This is a genomic window from Halobacillus sp. A5 (assembly GCF_024189315.1).
GTDB lineage: Bacteria > Bacillota > Bacilli > Bacillales > Halobacillaceae > Halobacillus_A.
In genome coordinates this window covers 68,515-88,977 of the sequence record NZ_JAIZEO010000006.1, presented here as the reverse complement: position 1 = coordinate 88,977, position 20,463 = coordinate 68,515, and the positions used below count along the sequence as shown (strand labels likewise).

Below are 20,463 nucleotides of genomic sequence, written 5' to 3'. Positions count from 1 at the left end.
ATTTTGGAGGTGGAAGGTATGGGGAAACGTCAAGCAATTGTGGTAGGAGCAGGTTTAGGTGGCATGTCAGCAGCAATCAGGCTCAGCTCAGATGGATATGATGTAAAGCTTCTGGAGAAAAACAGCAGCCTTGGAGGCAAGCTGAATCGCAGAGAAGGAAAAGGCTTCACTTTTGATACAGGACCGTCCATTTTAACCATGCCATGGGTGCTGGAGCAGCTTTTTGAAAGTGTGCACCGCCGTGTAGAGGATTATATGACGATTGAACGGGTGGAACCGCAGTGGCGCACTTTCTTTGAAGATGGCACACAGCTCGATGTAACTAGTGATCTGCCGACTATGCTTGATGAGATGGCAAAAGTAACAGATCGTCCGAATCGTAATTTGACAGACTTTCTATCATACAGCCAGGACATGTATGAGTTGTGTATGAAGAGCTTCTATAAATATAGTATTCAAGATTTACAAGATTTGAAGAGCCATCATAAGTTAAGTGAACTCTTTAAGATGGATCCGTTGAGTACCATTGCGAAATCGACCCATAAACAGTTTAATAATAAATATTTGGAGCAGCTGTTTAACTTTTTTGTGATGTACGTGGGGTCCAATCCTTATTCAGCACCGGCTATTCTTAATCAGCTGGTTTATGTTCAGCTTGGTCTGGGCATTCATTACGTTAAAGGCGGTATGTATAAGATAGCCGAAGGAATGGGTGCATTGATGGACGAATTACGAGTAGATGTCCGTTTAAATACACCTGTACAGCAGCTTGTGGTCGAGAATGAAGATGTAGTTGGAGTGGAAACGGAAGATGGTGAAGTTCATAAGGCTGATGTCGTTGTGTCTAACTTAGAAGCTATTCCATCGTATCGCCGTCTCGCACCTGCATCATCCAAAGTGAAGAAGGAAACGAAATCTCTCGCAAAAAAATTTCAGCCGACTGTTTCAGGACTCGTACTGCTCTTAGGAACGAATAAAACATTCGATCATTTGAAGCACCATAACTTCTTTTTCTCCGAAGATCCAGAGAAAGAGTTCAAAGAGATTTTTGAAAAAGGCGTCCCTGCTGATGATCCGACCATATATATTGGAATTTCTGCCCGTTCGGATGAAACGCAGGCGCCTGACGGTAAAGACAACCTGTTTGTGCTTACACACGTGCCTCCTCTCAAGAACGGGAAGCGTAAGCCTGTCGATTGGGATCAATATAGAGAAACTGTACTCGATAAGCTTGAAAGAATGGGAATGGAAGGAGTCAAAGATTCAATTGAGTTCGAATATCGTTTCACTCCAGAAGATCTTGAAAGCTTATATGGTCCAAATGGCGGGTCCATCTACGGAATCGCAGCGGATAAGAAGACCAATGGCGGCTTTAAAATCCCATCGAAGAGCCAGATATTCAACAATCTTTATTTCGTGGGAGGCTCTACCCATCCGGGGGGCGGAGTGCCCATGGTGACGCTGTCCGGACAATTGACGGCTGACTTAATCAAGGAGAATACAACTGAAAAAGTGATGTAAGGAATGAGCTGGTCTGATTGGACCAGCTTTTTCTGCTCTGGGAGATTATAAATTTCGAGCTTGTGAATCCAACTCCTTCAGACGTTTTGCTTATGCGCGTGTGTCTGCCGGGGAGCTTGCACCTTTTTCTTAATTGATCAGTCAGGAATAAAGCGAGGTTGACATGCCGGTTTTTTATAGTTTTGAGGGCTGATATTTGGGGAAACGTAACGGTATCCTGGTTAAGAACATTAGATTTAAGGAGATTATGTCATGGGAGACGTTTTAGCTTTTGTATTATTTTTTGCCGCAGCAGTGGCAACATTTTTTTCTGCTTCCCGTTTAACAATGTTCGGAGATGCAGTGAAAGAAAAAACCCGGGTTTCATCAGGTTTTATGGGTATCATTATTGGTATTGCCATTTCGTTACCAGAGTTGACCTCCAGTGTAACGTCTGTGGTCATTGATGCTCCGGATTTAGCAGTCGGTAACTTAATAGGTAGTAATCTGTTTAACGTTGCAGGGCTGGCAATATTTGACTTAGTGTATCGCCGCCATCAAATTATGACGCATGCCACAGCAGAGAGTAAGCTGTATGGATGGCTGGTTATTTTTATAACATTAATTATTCTTCTGGGAGTATCTATTACTCTTCCTACTCACATTTTTCATATAAGTTATTCTACGATTGCAGTGATTCTCATGTATTTCATAGGGACGAAATGGATTAATGATCGAACGGAGTACAAAGGGAGAAAGATTAAGAGGGAAATTAAACAGTACAAAGAATATTCCTTTAAACAAGTGGTTACTTATTTCGCTTTAGCAGCAGCAGCGATTATGGTAATTGGGAGTGTACTCACCGTAACAGCTGAACGCATAGCTGAGATTACAGGATTAGGGACTTCATTTGTAGGCTCCTTCCTTGTTGCCATCAGTACGTCGCTGCCTGATATGGTAAGCGTGGGGACGGCCATGAAGCTGAGAAGGTTTAACTTAGGGGTAAGTTCTCTCTTAGGGAGTAATGCCTTTAATTTAGTCATCCTTGCCATCACTGATTTGATTTACCTTCGAGGCGGACTGCTGGGTGAAGCGACCAAATCCTCCAACTTAATTACCGGAGGCGCTTCAGTTGTATTTATCTTTTTAATTATTTACAGCATTTCCCGAAGAAAGACACAGCCTTCCTTTAGTTATATGCTGCCTTCTATTTTGATTGTGGCCGGATATTTTGTCACAACATACTTTGTATTCTCGATGAGATAATGAAAAAAGAGCGTCCGCCTTATCGGCAGACGCTCTAGTTTTGTTTTCGGCGGCGCTTCGTAAAAGGAAGCCACCAGTTCCAGTCCCCGAGCAGCTGCATCAATGCAGGGACTAACAATAGTCTGATGATTGTTGCATCTATTAAGATGGCGATAGCAATACCTATACCAATTTGTTTAACGGGGAGGACACCAGTAAAGGCAAAAGCGCCTGTAATCACAATCATAATTAAGGCAGCTGATGTGATGATTTTACTTGTGCTGGCTAACCCTTCAATGGTTGCTTTTGTATTATCGCCTGTCTGCTGGTAAAACTCATGGATCCTTGAGATGAGGAATACTTCATAGTCCATACTTAAACCAAAGACCAAACTAAAGACAATGACTGGCAGAATAAGCGCAATATCTGCTGATTCTAATCCGAAATGCCCTCCTTGAAACAACCAGACGAGAACTCCGAATGTTGAGGCTAACCCGAGAATATTCATCAGGATTGCTTTAAGAGGGATAACAATAGATCGAAATGCAATCGTTAAGATGATAAAGGTAGATAGCAGGATAATTGTCAGCGTGAGCGCAATTTTGTCGGAGATTTCTGTGTAGATCTCTTCGTTAAATTTGGGCTGGCCGCCGAATTGGAGTGAATACTTCCAGTCGGTTTCTTCCCAATCCTCTAAAAGGTCCTGCGCTTCTGAAGAGTTAGCTTCTGCAGAAAGGTGAATAGGAAGCAGCAGTTGATTTTTCTGGATAAACTGATCCACAGCAGGTGTTAACTGCCCGCTCGTTTCTTCATTTTCCAAAGCAGCAGCAAACTCTGAAGGGTCTGTAATATCGGTTGCTGTGTAAATGGTATCTACAGAGTTTACAATTTCTGAGTCCTTGAAATCATCGCTTAAATCTTTAATTTCCTGCAATCCTTCTTCATCTTCCCATCCATCTTTTCTCTCTGCGACAGCGTACACTGTGCTCTCGTCCCCGCCCATAAACTCTTCTTCAATCGTTTCGTAGGCCGCTCTTGATTCATAGCTCTCAGGGAGTGAACTAATGGTTGGTATGGTAAGGTCCATATTATAAATTGGCAGAACACCAGCCGTTAATAGTATAAGGGCTGCTGTTGCAATTTTGACCGGTCTTTTCATCACGGATCTGGCAAATGACCGCCAGCGGGCAGTAGTATCTTTAGGGGCGGGGACAATACGCCACTTATTTAAAGTCCCGCCTGAAAGATACAGCAATGCCGGCAGCAGGGTGAGTGAACAGAGAACAGCTGCGGCTATAACTACAGTGCCGCCGACGGCAATATTAGTGAAAATGTCTACTTGAATAACGCTCATAGCGCCTAACCCGATAAACACACAAACTGCAGAAAATAAAATAGAGCGTCCTGCTGTAGTAATGGTGGTCATTAAGGCTTGTATTTTATCCTGTTTGTTCAACTCTTCGCGGTATCGATTGATAAATAATAAAGCGAAATCAATACTGAGGGCTAAACCGATCATCGGTGCTATATTTAAAATAAAGATAGACAGGTCCATATACCGGCCGATCAGTGTTAGTATCCCAAAACCGGTGATGATTGTAATTCCGCCGATGACCAGCGGCAGAAGAGAAGCGATGACCGTACCAAATGCGACGATTAAAATAATGAGGGCTACGGGTACTCCGATAAGTTCTGCTCGTTTTAAATCATTTTGACTTGCTTTATTAATATCTTCAGATATGATAGGAGCCCCTGTTAAGGTGGCGTCTTCCTCATTGATGACTGAGTTTATTTCCTCCCTGACATCATTCGTTTCGATCGGCTGCTCAAAATGAAAACTGGCATAAGCATAAGTATCATTGATCGCTTCTTCATTCTCTATAGGAGAATCGATAGCGGCCTCTAGATCCAGCTGTTCAATCTGCTCTAGAGTACTGTCAATGGTGTGTTCAAACTCGTTAGTGGTTTTCTTTCCTCTTTCAAACAATAGCAGAAGAGTTGAATCTGGAAAGTTAAAATCATTTTCTAACAAGGATTGGACTTGTTCATATTCTCCATCCGTTCGAAATCCATCTCCTTCCAGCATAGACGGAAGCTGGAGCGCGAAATAGCCGAGAGCTATGAGAGCAAGTAACCAGAAGATTAGTATATACTTAGATGAGCGCACGATAAAAGAAGCTAATCTTTTCATGTTTCAGCAGGTTCTCCTTTACTTTCTTTATTACCAAATCATACCTTTATTCGATCAAGAAGAAAACATAATTGCTTTACACATGCGGGGTGTGAAGAGGGAGGAGAGAGGGTAAACCAATTTTATGTATAGATAAGGAGGGTTTAGAACATGGAACTTCCTGAACTTATAATGAAAGAAGCAAATAAAAAAATGGAAAATTATGATGTGGAAGGCTTTGTACTGGGCGGCGGGAATACTTCTGCTGATATCGTCATAGTGGGGGAAGCACCTGGTGAGCAGGAGGCAGTAAAAGGTGTCCCTTTTATAGGAAGGGCAGGGGACGAGCTGGATAAACAGTTCGACTACTTAGGAATAACTAGAGATGACGTTTATATTACGAGTGCAGTGAGGAGCCGGCCATACAAATGGGTGAAGACGACTAAAAAAGGTTCTGGAGGGAGAAGAAAAGCAAACCGAAAGCCGAACAAAAAAGAAGTTTGGGCTCATGCTCCGATTCTTGATTACCAGATAAGCAAGATTGCTCCCAAATTAATTATTGCTCTCGGCGGTGTAGCGCTGGAGCGATTGTTAGGTAAGGGATATAAGATTACAGAAGTACTCGGAGAAGTAATCGAGAGCCCTATCTTATATACAGGAGAAACACGGTATGAATGGACGGAGAAGGAATACACTGTCTTTCCTTTGTATCATCCCGCTGCTGTATTTTACAATCCGAGCATTAAAGAGGATATTTACCAGTCTCTCGATCAGTTAAAACAATATATGGGGGAGAAACAATAAAACCCGTTTCCTTTTTATAGGGAACGGGTTTTATTTATTGAGCCATTGGAAGGGCGTCTTCTTTTTTGAATAGGTAGTAGCCTTGTTCGCTTACTGAACTAGAACCGATCCCTTTGCTTCTCCTGCTTTTTATAGCAACTAAGTCTTCTGCTTCAGAGCCTTTAACACTGTATATCTTTTCCTCGGAAGTGATGGATTTCCTGCTCTGCTGTTCGGCTGGGGAATCAGGTTCGACGCTTCCAATCGGCTCTTCCAGGTCATCTTCTTCCACCCGGTCATCAGTTTGAACGTACATATTGTCATTATAAATGACATACGTGTGGCGGATCATGGTAGAGCTTGAATTGTCATCACGGTCGCTTGCCTGCTCTATGCTCTGCTGTGCCTCGTCATTATGAACTACTTGCTGTGATTTCATTTCTGTGTTGACAGAGCGCTGCGACAATAGTGAAATCTCATGCTGGGATGAACTAGAAGGTTGATCGTTTATTTGGAAAAATATAAATGCTAATACCGCTACTGTGGGAACGGGAATAATATACCTCGGCCATTTTTTCGCTGGTTTGTTGTAATGATTTCTTACTTTAACAATTAGTGCACTTGCTTCATGTTCGTCCCTAGGCACTTTATTGTATTTCACCTTATGGTCCATCTTTTTCAATCGACGATCCATCAGTTCATTCATTTATAGTGCTCCCTTCTGAAACGAGCTTTTCCTGCAATAGCTGTCGGCCTCTCCGGAGTCTCGTCTTCACAGTGTTTGGACTGACATTGAGCAAGTCAGATAACTCTTTTACATCAAATTCTTCAAAATAGTAGAGTACAATGACTTCTCTATATTTGTCCTCGAGCTTTAATATGTGTTCAAGAAGTTCTTCATCTTCGCTTTTATTCACAGTATGTTGTTCAGGGGTCTCATTTTGAGATGGAATGTTTTGAAAGACTTCCGCACCTTTTTTAAATACTCTGCGAATGTAAGAGCTTTTTAAATGATCCTTACATAAATTAATGGTAATTTTATAGAGCCAGGTTTTTTCGCTGGATTCTTGTTTGAAGCTTGCATATTTTTGATACGCTTTTATAAATGTTTCCTGTGTTAAATCTTCGGCTGCTGCATGGTCTTTAACGTAAGAGTAAGCGAGCCATTTCAAATCATGGCTGTAAAAGTGGATCCATTCCTCCACTTTTTCATTTATAGTTGGAGAAGGTTTCGGTTCTTCCGTATCCTTCTCGGTACGCTCTTTACCTATTAATCTGTTCCACCTCATAGAATAGACGACACTCCTTACATTGAGGTTTTATTTATAACTTAAGTAAGACTGTGTATAATATTTCTAGCATAACATATGATTTCCTCGTTAGATGCAACAAGTTAGGAGAATAAATATGAAATACACAGGCGCAATATTATCACTGGCAGGTACCATTATACTAATGATTTGGCTCACTCTGTTTGATATGAGTTTAATAGATATAGCTTTATCCTTTTCTTTCTTAATTCTTGTACCTTTATTATTGGAAGAAGTGGTTCGTTATAATAAGAATAATCGTGCAGAGCAATGGATTAGAAATGTAATGATAACTTCGCTTCCTTTTGCTGGAGCGGGAATGCTGTCAGTAGCTCTTCCTCCAGGGACGGAAGCAGGAGGATGGGCATTAATATGGTTGTTTTTTACGATTTTAATAGCTGTTGGCGGTTTGATGAGGCTGCTTGGCAGAGGGATCAGACCTGTGGAAGAAACGGTTATAGATATTGGATTAATTTATATAGCTGTAGGCGGGGGATGGCTGGTTCTCTCAAGTGGAGGAGCAGGCCGTTTTCTTCCCTATTCAGATACGATCGTCCAGCTTACAGCTATTCACTTTCACTATGCTGCATTTGTTGTTCCGATTGTTACCGGGTTATTTGGACGCTGGCTCGTTTCCTATAAGAAACAGGATGCAGGGCTGGCTTACAGGGTGCTCGCTTCCGGCATAGCGTCCGGACCAGTACTTGTAGCCGCAGGACTGAATCAAGGCCCGCCTTTGGAAGCGTTTCTCGTTGCCATATATGTAATTTTTCTGTTATGGATGGCAGTGTGGTGGGTATGGTGCTCAGCTGAGTTCCCGATGGGAGCAAAAATCGCCATTCGTTTATCTTCGATGCTGCTTATTATTAGTATGAGCTTGTCTGTAGTTTACAGTTTTGGCTTGACGGTGGATACTTACTGGTTAGGAATTGGAGAGATGGTTCGCTGGCATGGAGTTTTGAACGCTTTTGGTTTTTCTTTATTTTCAGTTATGGCTTGGCGCAGTTTAAAGCCTGCCCCGAACTATATTTATACAAGCTTTCCGGTTACAAACCTTCGTGCACGTGGGTACGTCGGCTATAACATTGTTTATAAAAAGGGCTGGGATGCAGGTCACATATATGAAACCGGTCTTGTAGATGATTTTTCTCTTTATCATTCTAAATACTTTAAACCTGAGGACGTGGCCGGAAGAATCCAATCCTTCTATGAAAATACGAATATCTATTCATTAGAAGCAGAAGTGGAGTGGCAAAAAGGCTTCCATCGAATTTCTAAAATTATTAATAAATGGACGCGGAAAATGGGGCAGATTAACATTCCTGTTTCTGGTCCTCTGAAAATGGCTGGGGAAGTGGTTTCAATTGATGATGACCAGGATGGAAGGAAGAATGTTAAGGCCTGGTTAAGAAGGAATGCGGTGTCAGGCGAGCCTATATTTGCAGCTCTTTATTCTTCTCACTTGAGTGATAAGGAACGTTACATGAATATTGGTTTACCTTTACCAGTTGGAGTAATGACGGGGGTGCTTCGCCCTTTAAATGCGAAGGGCGGAAGTCTGATTTTAACTAGTGAACGTCAGAAACGCAGAGGGGATGAGGGGATTTATCTGACTCTGGGGGACTGGACAGTGAGGCTGCCGTTAGGGGAGTATTTTTATGTGAGAGAGCGGACGGATGGTAATCTTGAAGCTGAACACGTAATGAAATGGCTTAAGATTCCGTTTTTAAAAATTAATTATACGATCAAAGAAAAAGGGAAAACCACCTCCAGCTGAGACGAGAGGTGGTTTTCTTAGTTTTCCAGTTCATGCTACTGAGCCGTTCGTTCTTTCTTTTTTGCTTTATTGTTTTCGAGGCTGTCGAGTCTGTTTAGTAAGCCCACGCCGAAATCCTTACCTACATCCGTGACATTTGGATTTTCGTTAAAGATACTCTTAGAAGATTCATAGGCGCTTGAACCATGCTCAGCAAAGTCCAGCCCGGAGATTTCTTCCTCACGGGAAACGCGGATTCCAAAGGCTGATTTAAGAGCAAAAATGACAATCGCTGAGGTTCCCATTGTCCAGGCCATAACGGCAAGTATGCCGACCGCCTGGATAGATAGAAGTTCAAATCCTCCACCATAGAAGAGACCACCTTCTAATGCAAAGAATCCGACAGCCAATGTACCCCATACCCCGCAAATACCATGCACGGCGATAGCTCCCACTGGATCGTCAATGTGAAGCTTGCGGTCAAGCAGCTGCACTCCTTCAACGAGGATAACACCTGCAATCAAACCAGTAATAATCGCTCCAACTGGAGACAAATCGCCTGTCCCGGCTGTAATACCAACAAGTCCGGCTAACGCTCCGTTTAACGTAAGTGAAGCATCAATCCGTTTATATTTAAGCTGCGAGTAGAAACCTGAACCAATAACACCGGCTGAAGCAGAAAGCAGCGTCGTCGCTACAACTCCTGGAATGGCTGAAGGGTCTGCAGCCAGCGTGCTTCCGCCGTTGAAACCAAACCAGCCGAACCATAGGATGAATACACCTAACGCTCCGATTGGAATATTGTGACCTTGAATAACGTTTACTTTACCGCCGCTATATTTTCCTAGACGGGGTCCTAAAAACATAACGGCAACTACAGCTCCAAGGGCGCCTGTTAAGTGAACAACCGTAGAACCGGCAAAATCAACAAAACCGAGCTCGGATAACCATCCCCCGCCCCATACCCAGTGTCCTACAACTGGATAAATAAAAGCTGTCATAAATACAGTCAGTATTAAGTAAGAACTTAACTTAATACGTTCCGCTACAGCACCAGAAATAATAGTGGCACACGTAGCAGCAAACACTGCCTGGAAGACAAAGAAACCAACTTGGTCTTCGTGGCCGCTGAGTAAAAATCCATCAAGACCTAAAAATCCTCCCCCTGAGGTACCAAACATAATGCCATATCCCACAATAAAGTAGAGAATAGCAGCAATGGACATGGTCATAAAGTTTTTCATAAGAATGTTCAAAGCATTCTTAGAACGGGTAAATCCTGCTTCAACCATGGCGAATCCAGCATGCATGAAGAAAACAAGGAACGCAGCGATCATGATCCAGACCATATCCACAGATTCTAGAACGGCTTCAGGTGTGGCCGCCGTTTCAGCACTTGCAACTACCGGAAAGCTCAAAGATATAAGTAATAATAGTAGGAACACTTTTTTCATTAGTTCATGACATCCTTCCGAAATAATATTAAATAAGTGCAGCTTTTCCCTTTTCTCCAGTGCGAATGCGGTAAACCTCTTCAATAGAAGAGACAAAAATCTTACCGTCGCCTACCTGATCGGTTGCGCATGTATTTGTAATAACTTCTACGATGTCTTCGACTTCTGTTTCATCGACTACCATTTCAACTTTTACTTTTGGATAAAGCTTAACTTCATAACGGTTGCCGCGAAAGATTCCTTCCTGCCCTTTTTGCTGTCCACAGCCCGCAACTTCTGATACCGTTAATCCCTTAACACCTAGAGTATCAAGGTTTTCACGAAGGGACTGAAAAGCCTCGGGACGAATGATGGTCTCCACTTTTTTCATAGATGACTTCCTCCTTTTTAATTAATGTTAGATTTTATGACATGTTAAGTAATGATTGTCCTTACTATATATCAAAAATTCAGAAAAATCAATACTTATCTTAAGTTTAATGTTAGAAAAGTTGACACAAAAAATCCCGAACCATGGAAAAATGATTCGGGACGGTACTAACTGTGCTCTATTTAAAGGTCATCAAACCCGTTATCCTCAGATACTTTAGTGTATTGTCTTGACTTCTGCTCGAAGAAATCGGATTTTCCTTCATCTACGTCCTGATAAGCGCGAATCCACTTTAGAGGATTTTCAGCATATTCAGGAAATGGTTTCTCTGCACCCATTAATCTGCACCTTTTGTTAGCAATGAATCGGATGTAGTCCTCCAGGTCATCAATTGGAATGCCGGGGAATTCGTTGCCGATAATATGGTGCGCCCATTTGATTTCAAGTTCCACAGCTTCTTTAAATGTGGAAGTAACAAAGCTTTCGTACCACTCACGATCCAGCTGTGGATTCTCATTTAACGTTTCTTTGAAAATATGAGCAAATAAGTTCACGTGGATTTGTTCATCCCGGTTAATATAATTGATCATGGTACTCGTAGAAACCATTTTCTGATTTCGAGCCAGATTATAGAAGAAGGCGAAACCCGCGTAGAAAAACAGCCCTTCTAATACTACGTCATACACAACAGATTTTAAGAATTTTTCCACGCCCGGGTCGTTGGCGAACTCTTCGTATCCATTCGTAATAAACTGATTTCTTTCCATTAAGATTTCATCATGCTTCCAATATTCAAAGATACGTTCCTGCTCGCTTTGGTCAACAAGGGTTGACAGCACATAAGAATAGGATTGATTATGAACGACTTCCTGAAAAGCGAGCACCTGCATCAGAGCTGAAACACTGGAGTCGGTTAAATAATCAGCGACCTTCCCTGAGTAATCGGTCTGTATGGAGTCGAGAAAAGCAAGAAGGCCGATAATCTTCTTAAAGGAGGCCTGTTCCTGGTCAGACAGTTCAGGCCATTGCTTTAAGTCGTTACTCATATTAATTTCGCTGGGAATCCAAAAGTTGGCAAGCATCGTTTTGTACATTGGATAAGCCCAGGAATAGCGGGTATCGTCCCAGTTTAAAACGTTTGAACTTCTGCCGTTGACCATCCCTGTAGAAGCATTTGGGGCATGATGGTCAACAAGCTTTCGTTTTTGCAATGTTTGATCCATTCAAAATTCCTCCTTAAGATGAGCAGCTTTCACACTCATCGAATTCACCCTGGCTTGAAGTAGAGCGTGTGTAATAGGTTGTTTTTAAACCGGAGTTCCATGCGTCCAAGTGTAATGCAAGCAGTTCTTTGGCTTTAATAGAGTTTTTTACATAGATATTGAACGAAATCGACTGATCGATATATTTCTGACGGGCAGCATTCTGTTTAATACTTGCGTGCTGGTCTACATCATAGGCTGATTTGTAGTACCAGAATGTTTCAGGGCTTAAGTCAGGCGCTGTAACAGGTATTTTGAAATCCTTTTTCTCCTCTGAGTAGAATTTCTTGAAAATCGGATCGATGCTTGCGGTGCTGCCGGCAATTAATGAAGTGCTTGAGTTTGGCGCGACAGCCATAAGGTAACCGTTTCTCATGCCGTTACGACCGACTTCATTCTGAAGCATATTCCAATTGAATTTACTGTCCTGGTCAAACGACCGTTTAACGAAAAACTCTCCTGTTTCCCAGTCCGATCCTTCAAAGTAAGGATAACTTCCTTTCTCCTTAGCTAATTGACTGCTCGCCAAAATCGTATAATAGGAAATTTCTTCATAAACTTCATTGGCGTAATCAACAGCTTCATCTGATTCCCATGCTAGTTTCTTCGTGGCAAGAAGGTGAGCCCAGCCGAAGGTTCCTAATCCAATACCTCTATAGGACTGGTTTGTTAACTGAGCCTGCAGCACAGGGATGGTATTCTGGTCGATCACATTATCGAGCATCCTTACTTGAATGGGAACCAGCCTTGATATTACTTTATTGGGTACTGCACGTCCTAAGTTAATGCTGGATAAGTTACATACAACAAAGTCGCCGGGAGATTGAACGGTAATAATTTTCCCATCTTCTACCCGCTGCTCTTCCTGGGTTGTCGGGCTTTGGTTTTGTGTAATTTCAGTACAAAGGTTGCTGCAGTAAATCATTCCCTGGTGGCTGTTAGGATTCATGCGGTTAACTTCATCACGATAGAACATGTAAGGTGTTCCTGTTTCAAGCTGACCGATCATGATACGTTTCATAATTTCGATGGCAGGTACCTTTTCTTTGGAAAGCTGCTCGTTCTCCACGCAGGCAAGGTAACGATCCCTGAAGGATCCACTGCCTCGTGATTCATCATAATAATCCTCTAAAGAAAAGCCCATTACACTTCGAACTTCATGAGGATCAAACAAATACCAGTCTTCACGGTTTTCAACGGCTTCCATAAATAGATCCGGGATGGATACGCCTGTAAATAAATCGTGAGTCCGCTGACGTTCATCTCCATTGTTTAAGCGGCTGTCCAGGAAAGGAAAAATATCTTTGTGCCAAATGTCTAAATAGACTGCCACTGCGCCTTGGCGCTGTCCGAGCTGATCAACACTAACAGCTGTATTATTTAATTGCTTCATCCAAGGAAGCACTCCGGAGGACACGCCTTTAAAACCTCTGATGTCACTGCCGCGGCTGCGGATTTTTCCTAAGTAGACCCCGATACCTCCGCCGTGTTTACTTAAATTAGCGATATCTGTGTTGCTGTCGTAAATCGATTGAAGGCTGTCGTCGATCGTGTCAATAAAGCATGAACTCAGCTGACCATAACGCTTCCCTGCGTTGGCAAGGGTCGGAGTAGCCACGGTCATATACAGATGACTTAACGCCCAGTAAGATTCTTTCACTAATTCCAGCCGCCGTGCATTTGGTTCGTGGGCCATTAAAACCATGGCAATAATCATGAATCGTTCCTGAGGCAGCTCGTACACAAGCCCTGATTTAGAACGGGCCAAGTAGCGGTCGCCTAGTGTTTTTATACCGATATACGTAAACAATTCATCCCGTTCAGGGGTAATAGCCTGCTCCAGCTCATCCATTTCTGCTTTACTGTAAAGGCTGAGCAGATTCGGGTCATAAATATCTTCTTCGACAAGAATTTCCACTAAGTGATGAAGCCCTTCATAAGCTTTTGAAGCTCTGCGGTTCAAGGTCGCTGCTTCATACATTTGCTGCAGATGAATTTTGCTTGCTAAGTACGTCCAGTCCGGTGCCGTTTCACTAATCTCAGCCAGACATTCTAAGATTAAGGACTTCGCCTGTTCGTTTTGGTCTCCTTGTAGTTCTTTAGATTTCGTAATCATTTTCTCCATGTTCAAAGTAGAGAATTGTTCGGCGTGGGCCTCCAGCCATTCCTGCCAATATGCTTTAATTACGGTACTCAACTTGCATCACTCCTCTATAAAAATAAAAAACATTACATAAGCATAAAAAAATCCGCCCATTCGAGTGAGCGGATGAAACCATGGAACGAAAGAAGTCTCTAGGAAAAGCCGACTGCTTTCGCTCCATCGTATCATCTTCTCAGTCCCCGAAGAAGTTGAAACTTATGCGAATGAAGACAGGTTTCCTGACTCACGCTCGATCTTACTCCGGCACCTTCCCGTGAGAAACACAGTGGACATTTGCCGTTTTGCGAGCGATTACAGTTGCGGGGGCAGCTCTGGATTTTCACCAGATTCCCTATTAAGCCTTGTGGCATCTTTTGTTCGCGGATACTATATATGGTGTTGTTTGAATGAATTAATTAGCTTATATTGTGTTTTAAGCATAACGGAGATTATTAGAATGTGCAAGATGTTTAGTGGAGGAGGGACGAAAGAATGGACAAAAATAAAGGAGAATTCAGGAGTTTTAGCGAATAAATAAGGTGTAAGATTTTTTTGAAATAATGTTTTTAAAAAAATGGACATCTGTTTGTACTAAAACAATAAATAATTTATTAATTCGATTCCGGGATCACTGCGAGGTTGAGTAGGAGGAAGTATAATGACATTTAATTGGCATAAAGCAACAGAGAAACAGTGGGATGAGAGAGCTGCATTTTGGAACGCCAACAGTCAAAATATGTGGGACAGCGGCAGCAGAAAATCAATTATACCTTTAGTAAAAAAACACGTCAATCCAGGGCAGTCTATTGCAGATCTTGGCTGCGGTGACGGCTATGGTTCTTATAAATTAGCTGAAGAAGGATATCAAGTGACCGGATTAGATTTGTCTGAAGACATGATTCAACTGGCAAAAGACAGACTTGCGAAAGAAACTCTACAGTTTGTGCAGGGCGATTTAGCCCGCCTGCCTTTTGAGAACGAAAAATTTGATGCAGTCATGGCGATTAATTGTCTAGAGTGGCTCGAGGTTCCTTTTCAGGGATTGGAAGAAATTAAACGTGTCGTAAAACCTGGCGGAACGCTGTGTATAGGGGTGCTTGGTCCAACGGCTAAACCCCGGATAAACAGCTATCGCCGTGTATATGGTGAAAGAGTCATCTGTAATACAATGATGCCCTGGGAGTTTGAACAGATGGCGTTAGAAACAGGATGGATGCTTGAAGAGGGGCATGGAGTTTATAAGCGTGAAGCAGAAAATATAGACGTGTCTTCGCTGCCTCGAGAACTGCAGCAGGCGTTAACGTTTATGTGGTTATTTGTATTTAGGAAGAAATAGAAGTCATAAAGGAATGAGAAATCCATTGCCTGGCGGGACGTTTTTAGAAGTTCCCTATTGCAAATAAAATTAAGAAAAGAAGTGATCCATTGCAGCTGGTTTTATTATTTGGGCCCCAGGCTGTCGGAAAGATGACGGTCGGGCATGAGCTTGAAAAAATAACAGAATTAAAATTATTTCATAATCATATGACCATCGATCTTGTTTATCCTTTCTTTGAATTTGGTCATCCCTCCTTTATAAGGCTTGTAAATTTATATCGTAATGAACTGTTTAAAGAAGTAGCTAAGAGTGATTTGCAAGGAATGATCTTCACATATGTTTGGGCATTTGACCAGAAGTCGGACTGGGATTTTGTAATGAACACGTGCCGTATTTTTGAAGAGCAAGGAGGAGAGATATGCTTTGTTGAGCTTGAGGCCGGTCTGGAAGAGCGTTTAATAAGAAACACATCATCTCACAGGCTGGAGCATAAGCCGTTAAAAAGAGACATAGAACAGTCAGAATACAACCTAAAGGAAACCTTTAAGCAGCATCGTCTCAACTCCCGGGAAGGGGAAATTAAAGCTGAACGTTATGTGAGGATAAACAATACAAATATGAGCGCAGCAGAAACAGCACATGTTATTAAAGAAAAGTTTGACCTTTAAGAAAGGCTGGATTAAGCTTTGTGAAATTCTTTGCTGTTAATGACTTCGGGTGCAGATCATTAAATTGCAGGAGGGTGACTCTGACTATTCATCCGCAGAAAATAGTAAAAAGCCGAAAACGAAGAAGCTTTCGGCTTTTTAATTTTGACCTTCCAGGTCTTCCTCATACTGGTCCATCGACCAATTCTTTTCTTCGTCACTTTCGATCACACCTAATGTGACATCCGAGATGCTTTCGTCCTCTAAAACTTTTTCTTTTACCTTGTATTTTATATCCTCAGCTTCTGCAAGAGAGAGCCCTTTCTCAAGCTCGATATAGCTTTCTACGTGGTATTCCCGGCCTTCCTGGAGAATTCGAAGCTTTTTAATATCTTTTACGTTCGCATTCTCCAGGATAGCTTGAGCAACTCTTTTTTCCACTATACTTGGGGCTGCTACACCAATTAAACCGATCGTATTTTCATATCCAATCTTAATGGCTACGCCAATCAGTAAAAGACCGATGATAAGTGTGCCTACCCCGTCAAGAAGATACAGTCCGGTAAAATAGGATAATACGACAAAAACGAGAGCAATAAATGCTCCTGATGTAGCAATTAGATCTTCATAAAAGACCAGTCTTGTAGGAGGGGAGGCCAGCCTGGAATTTTTAAAAGAGCTTGTATAGACATTGAATCCTTCAACTCCAGCTCTGCTCTCTTCATTTATTTCCTTCATTACTTTAATTAAAATGTAACCGTCAATAATGATGGACACCACTAATATTCCAATGTTTAACCATATGTTAGTGGAGGATTTGGGATCCTGAATAAGCCCCCAGCCTTTTAATACTGTTTCATAAGCCATGATGCTGATAATGATGACAGCTACGAGGACAAAGAGATTAATGATACGCCCAAAACCTGAAGGGAATCGTTTAGTGGGTTCTTTTTCCGCCAGGGCGCTTCCGAAAAATACGAATCCCTGGTTCGTAGCGTCCGCTACAGAGTGCATGGCTGTAGCAAACATGGCTCCGCTTCCGCTGACAGCTGCAGCAATCGCTTTAATAATGGCTAATAAAGAATTCCCTAACGCGGCGACTCCTGATGACTTGTTTCCTTTTTTTAGTAATTTGAGATAAGACATACCATGTTCATCCTCACTATTTCCTGAAGTTATATTTTATTTTGCTTAAAAGCTGCAAAATTACTCTGTCTTACGAAAATTGTCTCTTCCAAGGTATAAAGTAGCCCAATTATTGGAACTTTATGAACAGGTATACATGGAGGAGGAAGGACAGGATGGGAAATAAACGTGACAAGACTGAATCGGATCTGACCACTCATGGTCTTAACCCGTACAAGATCGTAAACGACTTATTGCAAGAGTCCGTAGAAAAGCTGAAGTTAAATAATAACATTTATGAAATATTGAGGAAACCAATGAGGTTGTTAGAAGTCTCTTTACCTGTACGAATGGACAATGGAGAAATTCAGAACTTTACCGGCTATCGGTGCCAGCATATCGATATATTGGGTCCTACGAAAGGCGGCATTCGTTTTCACCCTGACGTTTCTGTGGATGAAGTCAAGGCTCTCTCGATTTGGATGTCGTTAAAGTCAGCTATTTTGGATCTTCCTTTAGGTGGAGGCAAGGGCGGCGTCATTGTTGATCCGGCTCAGTTGTCAGAACGTGAGCTTGAAATCTTGAGCCGCACCTATATTAGAAAAATCACCCCTATCATCGGTCCTCAGAAGGATATCCCGGCACCTGATGTAAACACAACACCGGAAATGATGGGGTGGATGATTGATGAATTTGATCAGCTTCGCGGCTACAATATTCCAGGAATGATTACCGGGAAGCCAGTTATTATTGGAGGGTCATTAGGAAGGCTCGAAGCAACAGGCAGAGGAGTTGTATTAACGATACGGGAAGCGGCTGAAGTGTTAAAGATGGATTTAAGTAAATCTACAGCAGCTATTCAAGGTTTTGGAAACGTAGGTTCAATGACTGCTAAATTTTTAGATGAATTAGGAGTGAAGATATTATCGGTGACGGATGCAAAAGGCGGGATTTACAAGAAAGAGGGTCTCAATATTCCTGAGCTGATTGATTTTGTAAAGGAAGGAAATCTTGCTTCAGAATTTTCAGAAGCTGAATCTATATCTAACGAAGACATGTTTGGGCTTGAGGTGGATATATTAATCCCGGCAGCTATTGAAAATCAAATTAATAAAGATACAGCGCCAAATATTAAAGCTAAAATTGTAGCAGAGGCCGCTAATGGTCCTACTACTCCTGAAGGCGATGCCATTCTGGAAGAGAAAGAAATTTTTGTAATTCCAGATATTTTGTGTAATGCCGGAGGGGTCACTGTGTCTTACTTTGAATGGGTGCAAAATTCGATGAATTACTACTGGAGTGAGAAAGAAATTAACCAGAAGCTTGAGGAGCATATGGTGTTTGGTTTCGAGAGCATTTTAAAGATGCGTGATGAGGAAAACTGCAGGATGAGGCAGGCGGCCTATATGGTAGGTATTAACCATATTGTCAAAGCGCTGAGTGCACGAGGGTGGATCAAGGATTCTGACTTAACATCAAATGAATAAAGAAACTAAAAAAGACTATAAGCTGGGGCTCATAGTCTTTTTTAGATTGGTGAAAAAGCACCGCTTTTAAGCGGGGCAGGTGGAAAGTCTCCTCGATCACGACAGTTCACGACCCGCGGTACCATTTCCTATTCCTTTTTACAAAAAGCACAGTTTGGACCATCACATTAGCCCGGGGACCTTATCTTCTTTCTCAAGCTCCATTGTTATGCTTCCACTTCCGTTTGAACAAAGCTGAGCACTTTCTTTTTAAGAAACTGAATATCTTCATCTAGATTAAAGTCCATTCTAATCCGTCCTTTTTCGCAAATGACCATAAATTTGCCTATTTGCCCATAAGTTGAAATTATCGCCCGTAAAATCATGAAATGGCTCATAAACGGCGATAAACGCCCATAAATCGAGAACGCTCGCCCACTCGATATAAAAAAGACTATGAGTTGGAGCTCATAGTCTTTTTTAATTAAGTTTAATGCCGATGAATTTCAATTCGGTCATATCATCAATGGCGTATTTAACGCCTTCACGTCCGATGCCGCTTTGTTTGACGCCGCCGTAGGGATGGTTATCCTGTCGGTAGGTGGAGATTTCATTAATCCACACTCCGCCCATCTCAAGCTCGTCAGCCACATAGAGAGCCCGGTTAATATCATTGGTAAATATTCCAGCCTGTAGACCGTAAATTGAGTCATTGGAAAGCTTGATGGCCTCCTCTTCAGTTCTAAAAGGAATAATCGATACAATAGGAGCAAATACCTCTTCAGCGATAACTTTCATATCATTATGAACGTTTGTCATAATGGTAGGTGTCAGCATAGCACCGGTGAGTTCTCCACCTGTTTCTACTTTAGCTCCGTTAGAGACTGCATCATCAATCCACAGCTTTGCACGTTCGGCAGCTTCCTCGTCAATCATAGGTCCGAAATCTGTCTTCTCATCCAGCGGATCTCCAATTTGCAGCGCTTTTGTCTGTGTTACGAATTTCTTTAAAAATTCGTTGTAAATGGATTCATGCACGTAAATCCTCTGGGCGGATATACATACCTGTCCCGAGAAGGCAAAGGCGCCTGTCACTAAATTGTCAACGAGAGAGTCGATATCGGCATCTTCAAATATGATGTTAGGGGAATTGGATCCTAATTCCAATGTGATCTTCTTAAATTCGGCTTTTTCACGGATTCCTTTTCCAACGGGCAGGCTGCCGGTGAAGGTTACTTTCTGTACTTTATCATGCTCGACGAGGGGATCGCCCAATTCCTCCCCCAATCCCATAATGACATTTAATGCTCCTTTAGGGAGGCCTGCTTCATGAAAAAGCTGTACAAGCTTGAAAGCAGAAATGGGTGTTTTTTCTGCTGGTTTAAAGATCACGGTGTTCCCTGCCGCTAAAGCAGGAGCGATTTTGTGCAAAGATAAATTAAGAGGGAAGTTAAAGGGCGTAATTGCAGCTACTACCCCCAGCGGAATACGCTTCGTAAATCCTAAGCGATTCTCTCCGCCAACTGCGGCGTCTAGAGGGATAACTTCTCCGTTGATCTGCTTAGCGTACTCAGAAGCGAAGCGCAGGACCTGTACAGCACGATCGACTTCATCTCTGCTTAGTTTAAGAGGCTTGCCGGCTTCTTCTGCTACGGTTTGGGCAAAGTCTTCTCTCCGTGCTTCAAGAAGCTGGGCGGTTTTTAATAAGATATCCGCTCGTTCATAGGCTGGCATCTTCTTTATAATGCGATGATATGTTTCATAACAGTTATCCACCGCAGCGTTTAAATCTTCTCGAGAAGCCAGTATAATCTTTGCAATCTCCTGTTGATTATAAGGGTTCTTTACCGGTAACGTCTCCCGGTTTTCTTCGTTATACATTTCACCGTTAATTATGGAGGAAATAAACATCGG

At 42.2% G+C, this 20,463-nt stretch carries 16 protein-coding genes and 1 riboswitch; of the genes, 7 read left to right on the top strand and 9 right to left on the bottom strand.

Going from position 1 to position 20,463, the window contains the following annotated elements; translation table 11 throughout:
• Positions 1–18 precede the first annotated feature (18 nt).
• Both LF822_RS20535 and LF822_RS20530 read left to right on the top strand, forming a co-directional pair.
• Complete coding sequence (locus LF822_RS20535; protein ID WP_253925968.1) at positions 19–1,521, top strand: phytoene desaturase family protein; 1,503 nt, start codon at positions 19–21, stop codon at positions 1,519–1,521.
• Positions 1,522–1,773: 252 nt separating this feature from the next.
• Positions 1,774–2,766, top strand: coding sequence for a sodium:calcium antiporter (locus tag LF822_RS20530; RefSeq protein ID WP_253925967.1), 993 nt, complete (start codon positions 1,774–1,776; stop codon positions 2,764–2,766).
• 34 nt (positions 2,767–2,800) lie between these two features.
• On the opposite strand, the gene LF822_RS20525 is transcribed toward LF822_RS20530, so the two are convergent.
• Complete coding sequence (locus LF822_RS20525; RefSeq protein ID WP_253925966.1) at positions 2,801–4,936, bottom strand: MMPL family transporter; 2,136 nt, start codon at positions 4,934–4,936, stop codon at positions 2,801–2,803.
• A gap of 150 nt (positions 4,937–5,086) precedes the next feature.
• On the opposite strand from LF822_RS20525, the gene LF822_RS20520 reads away from it, so the two are divergent.
• Complete coding sequence (locus tag LF822_RS20520; RefSeq protein WP_253925965.1) at positions 5,087–5,719, top strand: uracil-DNA glycosylase; 633 nt, start codon at positions 5,087–5,089, stop codon at positions 5,717–5,719.
• 34 nt (positions 5,720–5,753) lie between these two features.
• Here the strand turns inward: LF822_RS20520 and LF822_RS20515 are convergent, their stop codons facing one another.
• Both LF822_RS20515 and LF822_RS20510 read right to left on the bottom strand, forming a co-directional pair.
• Positions 5,754–6,404, bottom strand: a complete 651-nt coding sequence (locus LF822_RS20515) for a hypothetical protein (protein WP_253925964.1) — start codon at positions 6,402–6,404, stop codon at positions 5,754–5,756.
• Positions 6,397–6,987, bottom strand: coding sequence for a sigma-70 family RNA polymerase sigma factor (locus LF822_RS20510; protein WP_253925963.1), 591 nt, complete (start codon positions 6,985–6,987; stop codon positions 6,397–6,399). Before LF822_RS20510 ends, LF822_RS20515 begins: the two co-directional genes overlap by 8 nt.
• Positions 6,988–7,105: 118 nt before the next feature.
• Between LF822_RS20510 and LF822_RS20505 the strand changes: the two genes are divergently transcribed.
• Positions 7,106–8,785: a YndJ family protein gene (locus tag LF822_RS20505; protein ID WP_253925962.1), complete on the top strand. Its 1,680-nt coding sequence runs from the start codon at positions 7,106–7,108 to the stop codon at positions 8,783–8,785.
• A gap of 35 nt (positions 8,786–8,820) precedes the next feature.
• On the opposite strand, the gene LF822_RS20500 is transcribed toward LF822_RS20505, so the two are convergent.
• From LF822_RS20500 to LF822_RS20485, 4 genes are all read right to left on the bottom strand, one after another.
• Positions 8,821–10,218 (bottom strand): ammonium transporter, encoded by a 1,398-nt coding sequence (locus LF822_RS20500; RefSeq protein ID WP_253925961.1) that lies wholly within the window; start codon positions 10,216–10,218, stop codon positions 8,821–8,823.
• A 28-nt stretch (positions 10,219–10,246) separates the two neighbouring features.
• Entirely contained in the window at positions 10,247–10,588 is a 342-nt protein-coding gene (locus tag LF822_RS20495; protein WP_253925960.1) for a P-II family nitrogen regulator, read from the bottom strand.
• Between the two features lie 182 nt (positions 10,589–10,770).
• Complete coding sequence (locus LF822_RS20490) at positions 10,771–11,811, bottom strand: ribonucleotide-diphosphate reductase subunit beta (RefSeq protein ID WP_253925959.1); 1,041 nt, start codon at positions 11,809–11,811, stop codon at positions 10,771–10,773.
• 13 nt (positions 11,812–11,824) lie between these two features.
• Positions 11,825–14,047, bottom strand: coding sequence for a ribonucleoside-diphosphate reductase subunit alpha (locus LF822_RS20485; protein ID WP_253925958.1), 2,223 nt, complete (start codon positions 14,045–14,047; stop codon positions 11,825–11,827).
• A gap of 159 nt (positions 14,048–14,206) precedes the next feature.
• Positions 14,207–14,383, bottom strand: a riboswitch (cobalamin riboswitch).
• 268 nt (positions 14,384–14,651) lie between these two features.
• Between LF822_RS20485 and LF822_RS20480 the strand changes: the two genes are divergently transcribed.
• On the top strand, positions 14,652–15,329 hold the full coding sequence (locus LF822_RS20480) for a class I SAM-dependent methyltransferase (RefSeq protein ID WP_256522510.1): 678 nt from the start codon (positions 14,652–14,654) through the stop codon (positions 15,327–15,329).
• Between the two features lie 89 nt (positions 15,330–15,418).
• Positions 15,419–15,979: a DEAD/DEAH box helicase family protein gene (locus LF822_RS20475; RefSeq protein WP_253925957.1), complete on the top strand. Its 561-nt coding sequence runs from the start codon at positions 15,419–15,421 to the stop codon at positions 15,977–15,979.
• 138 nt (positions 15,980–16,117) lie between these two features.
• On the opposite strand, the gene LF822_RS20470 is transcribed toward LF822_RS20475, so the two are convergent.
• Positions 16,118–17,104 carry a cation diffusion facilitator family transporter gene (locus tag LF822_RS20470; protein ID WP_253925956.1) on the bottom strand — a complete coding sequence of 329 codons (987 nt, stop codon included), beginning with the start codon at positions 17,102–17,104 and terminating at the stop codon, positions 16,118–16,120.
• A 155-nt stretch (positions 17,105–17,259) separates the two neighbouring features.
• Here LF822_RS20470 and LF822_RS20465 point away from each other — a divergent pair, with 155 nt between their 5' ends.
• The gene (locus tag LF822_RS20465; RefSeq protein ID WP_305881988.1) at positions 17,260–18,570 is read left to right on the top strand and encodes a Glu/Leu/Phe/Val family dehydrogenase; all 1,311 of its coding nucleotides are present in this window, start codon (positions 17,260–17,262) and stop codon (positions 18,568–18,570) included.
• Positions 18,571–19,029: 459 nt separating this feature from the next.
• Here the strand turns inward: LF822_RS20465 and LF822_RS20460 are convergent, their stop codons facing one another.
• Positions 19,030–20,460 carry an aldehyde dehydrogenase family protein gene (locus tag LF822_RS20460; protein ID WP_253925955.1) on the bottom strand — a complete coding sequence of 477 codons (1,431 nt, stop codon included), beginning with the start codon at positions 20,458–20,460 and terminating at the stop codon, positions 19,030–19,032.
• Positions 20,461–20,463 lie beyond the last annotated feature (3 nt).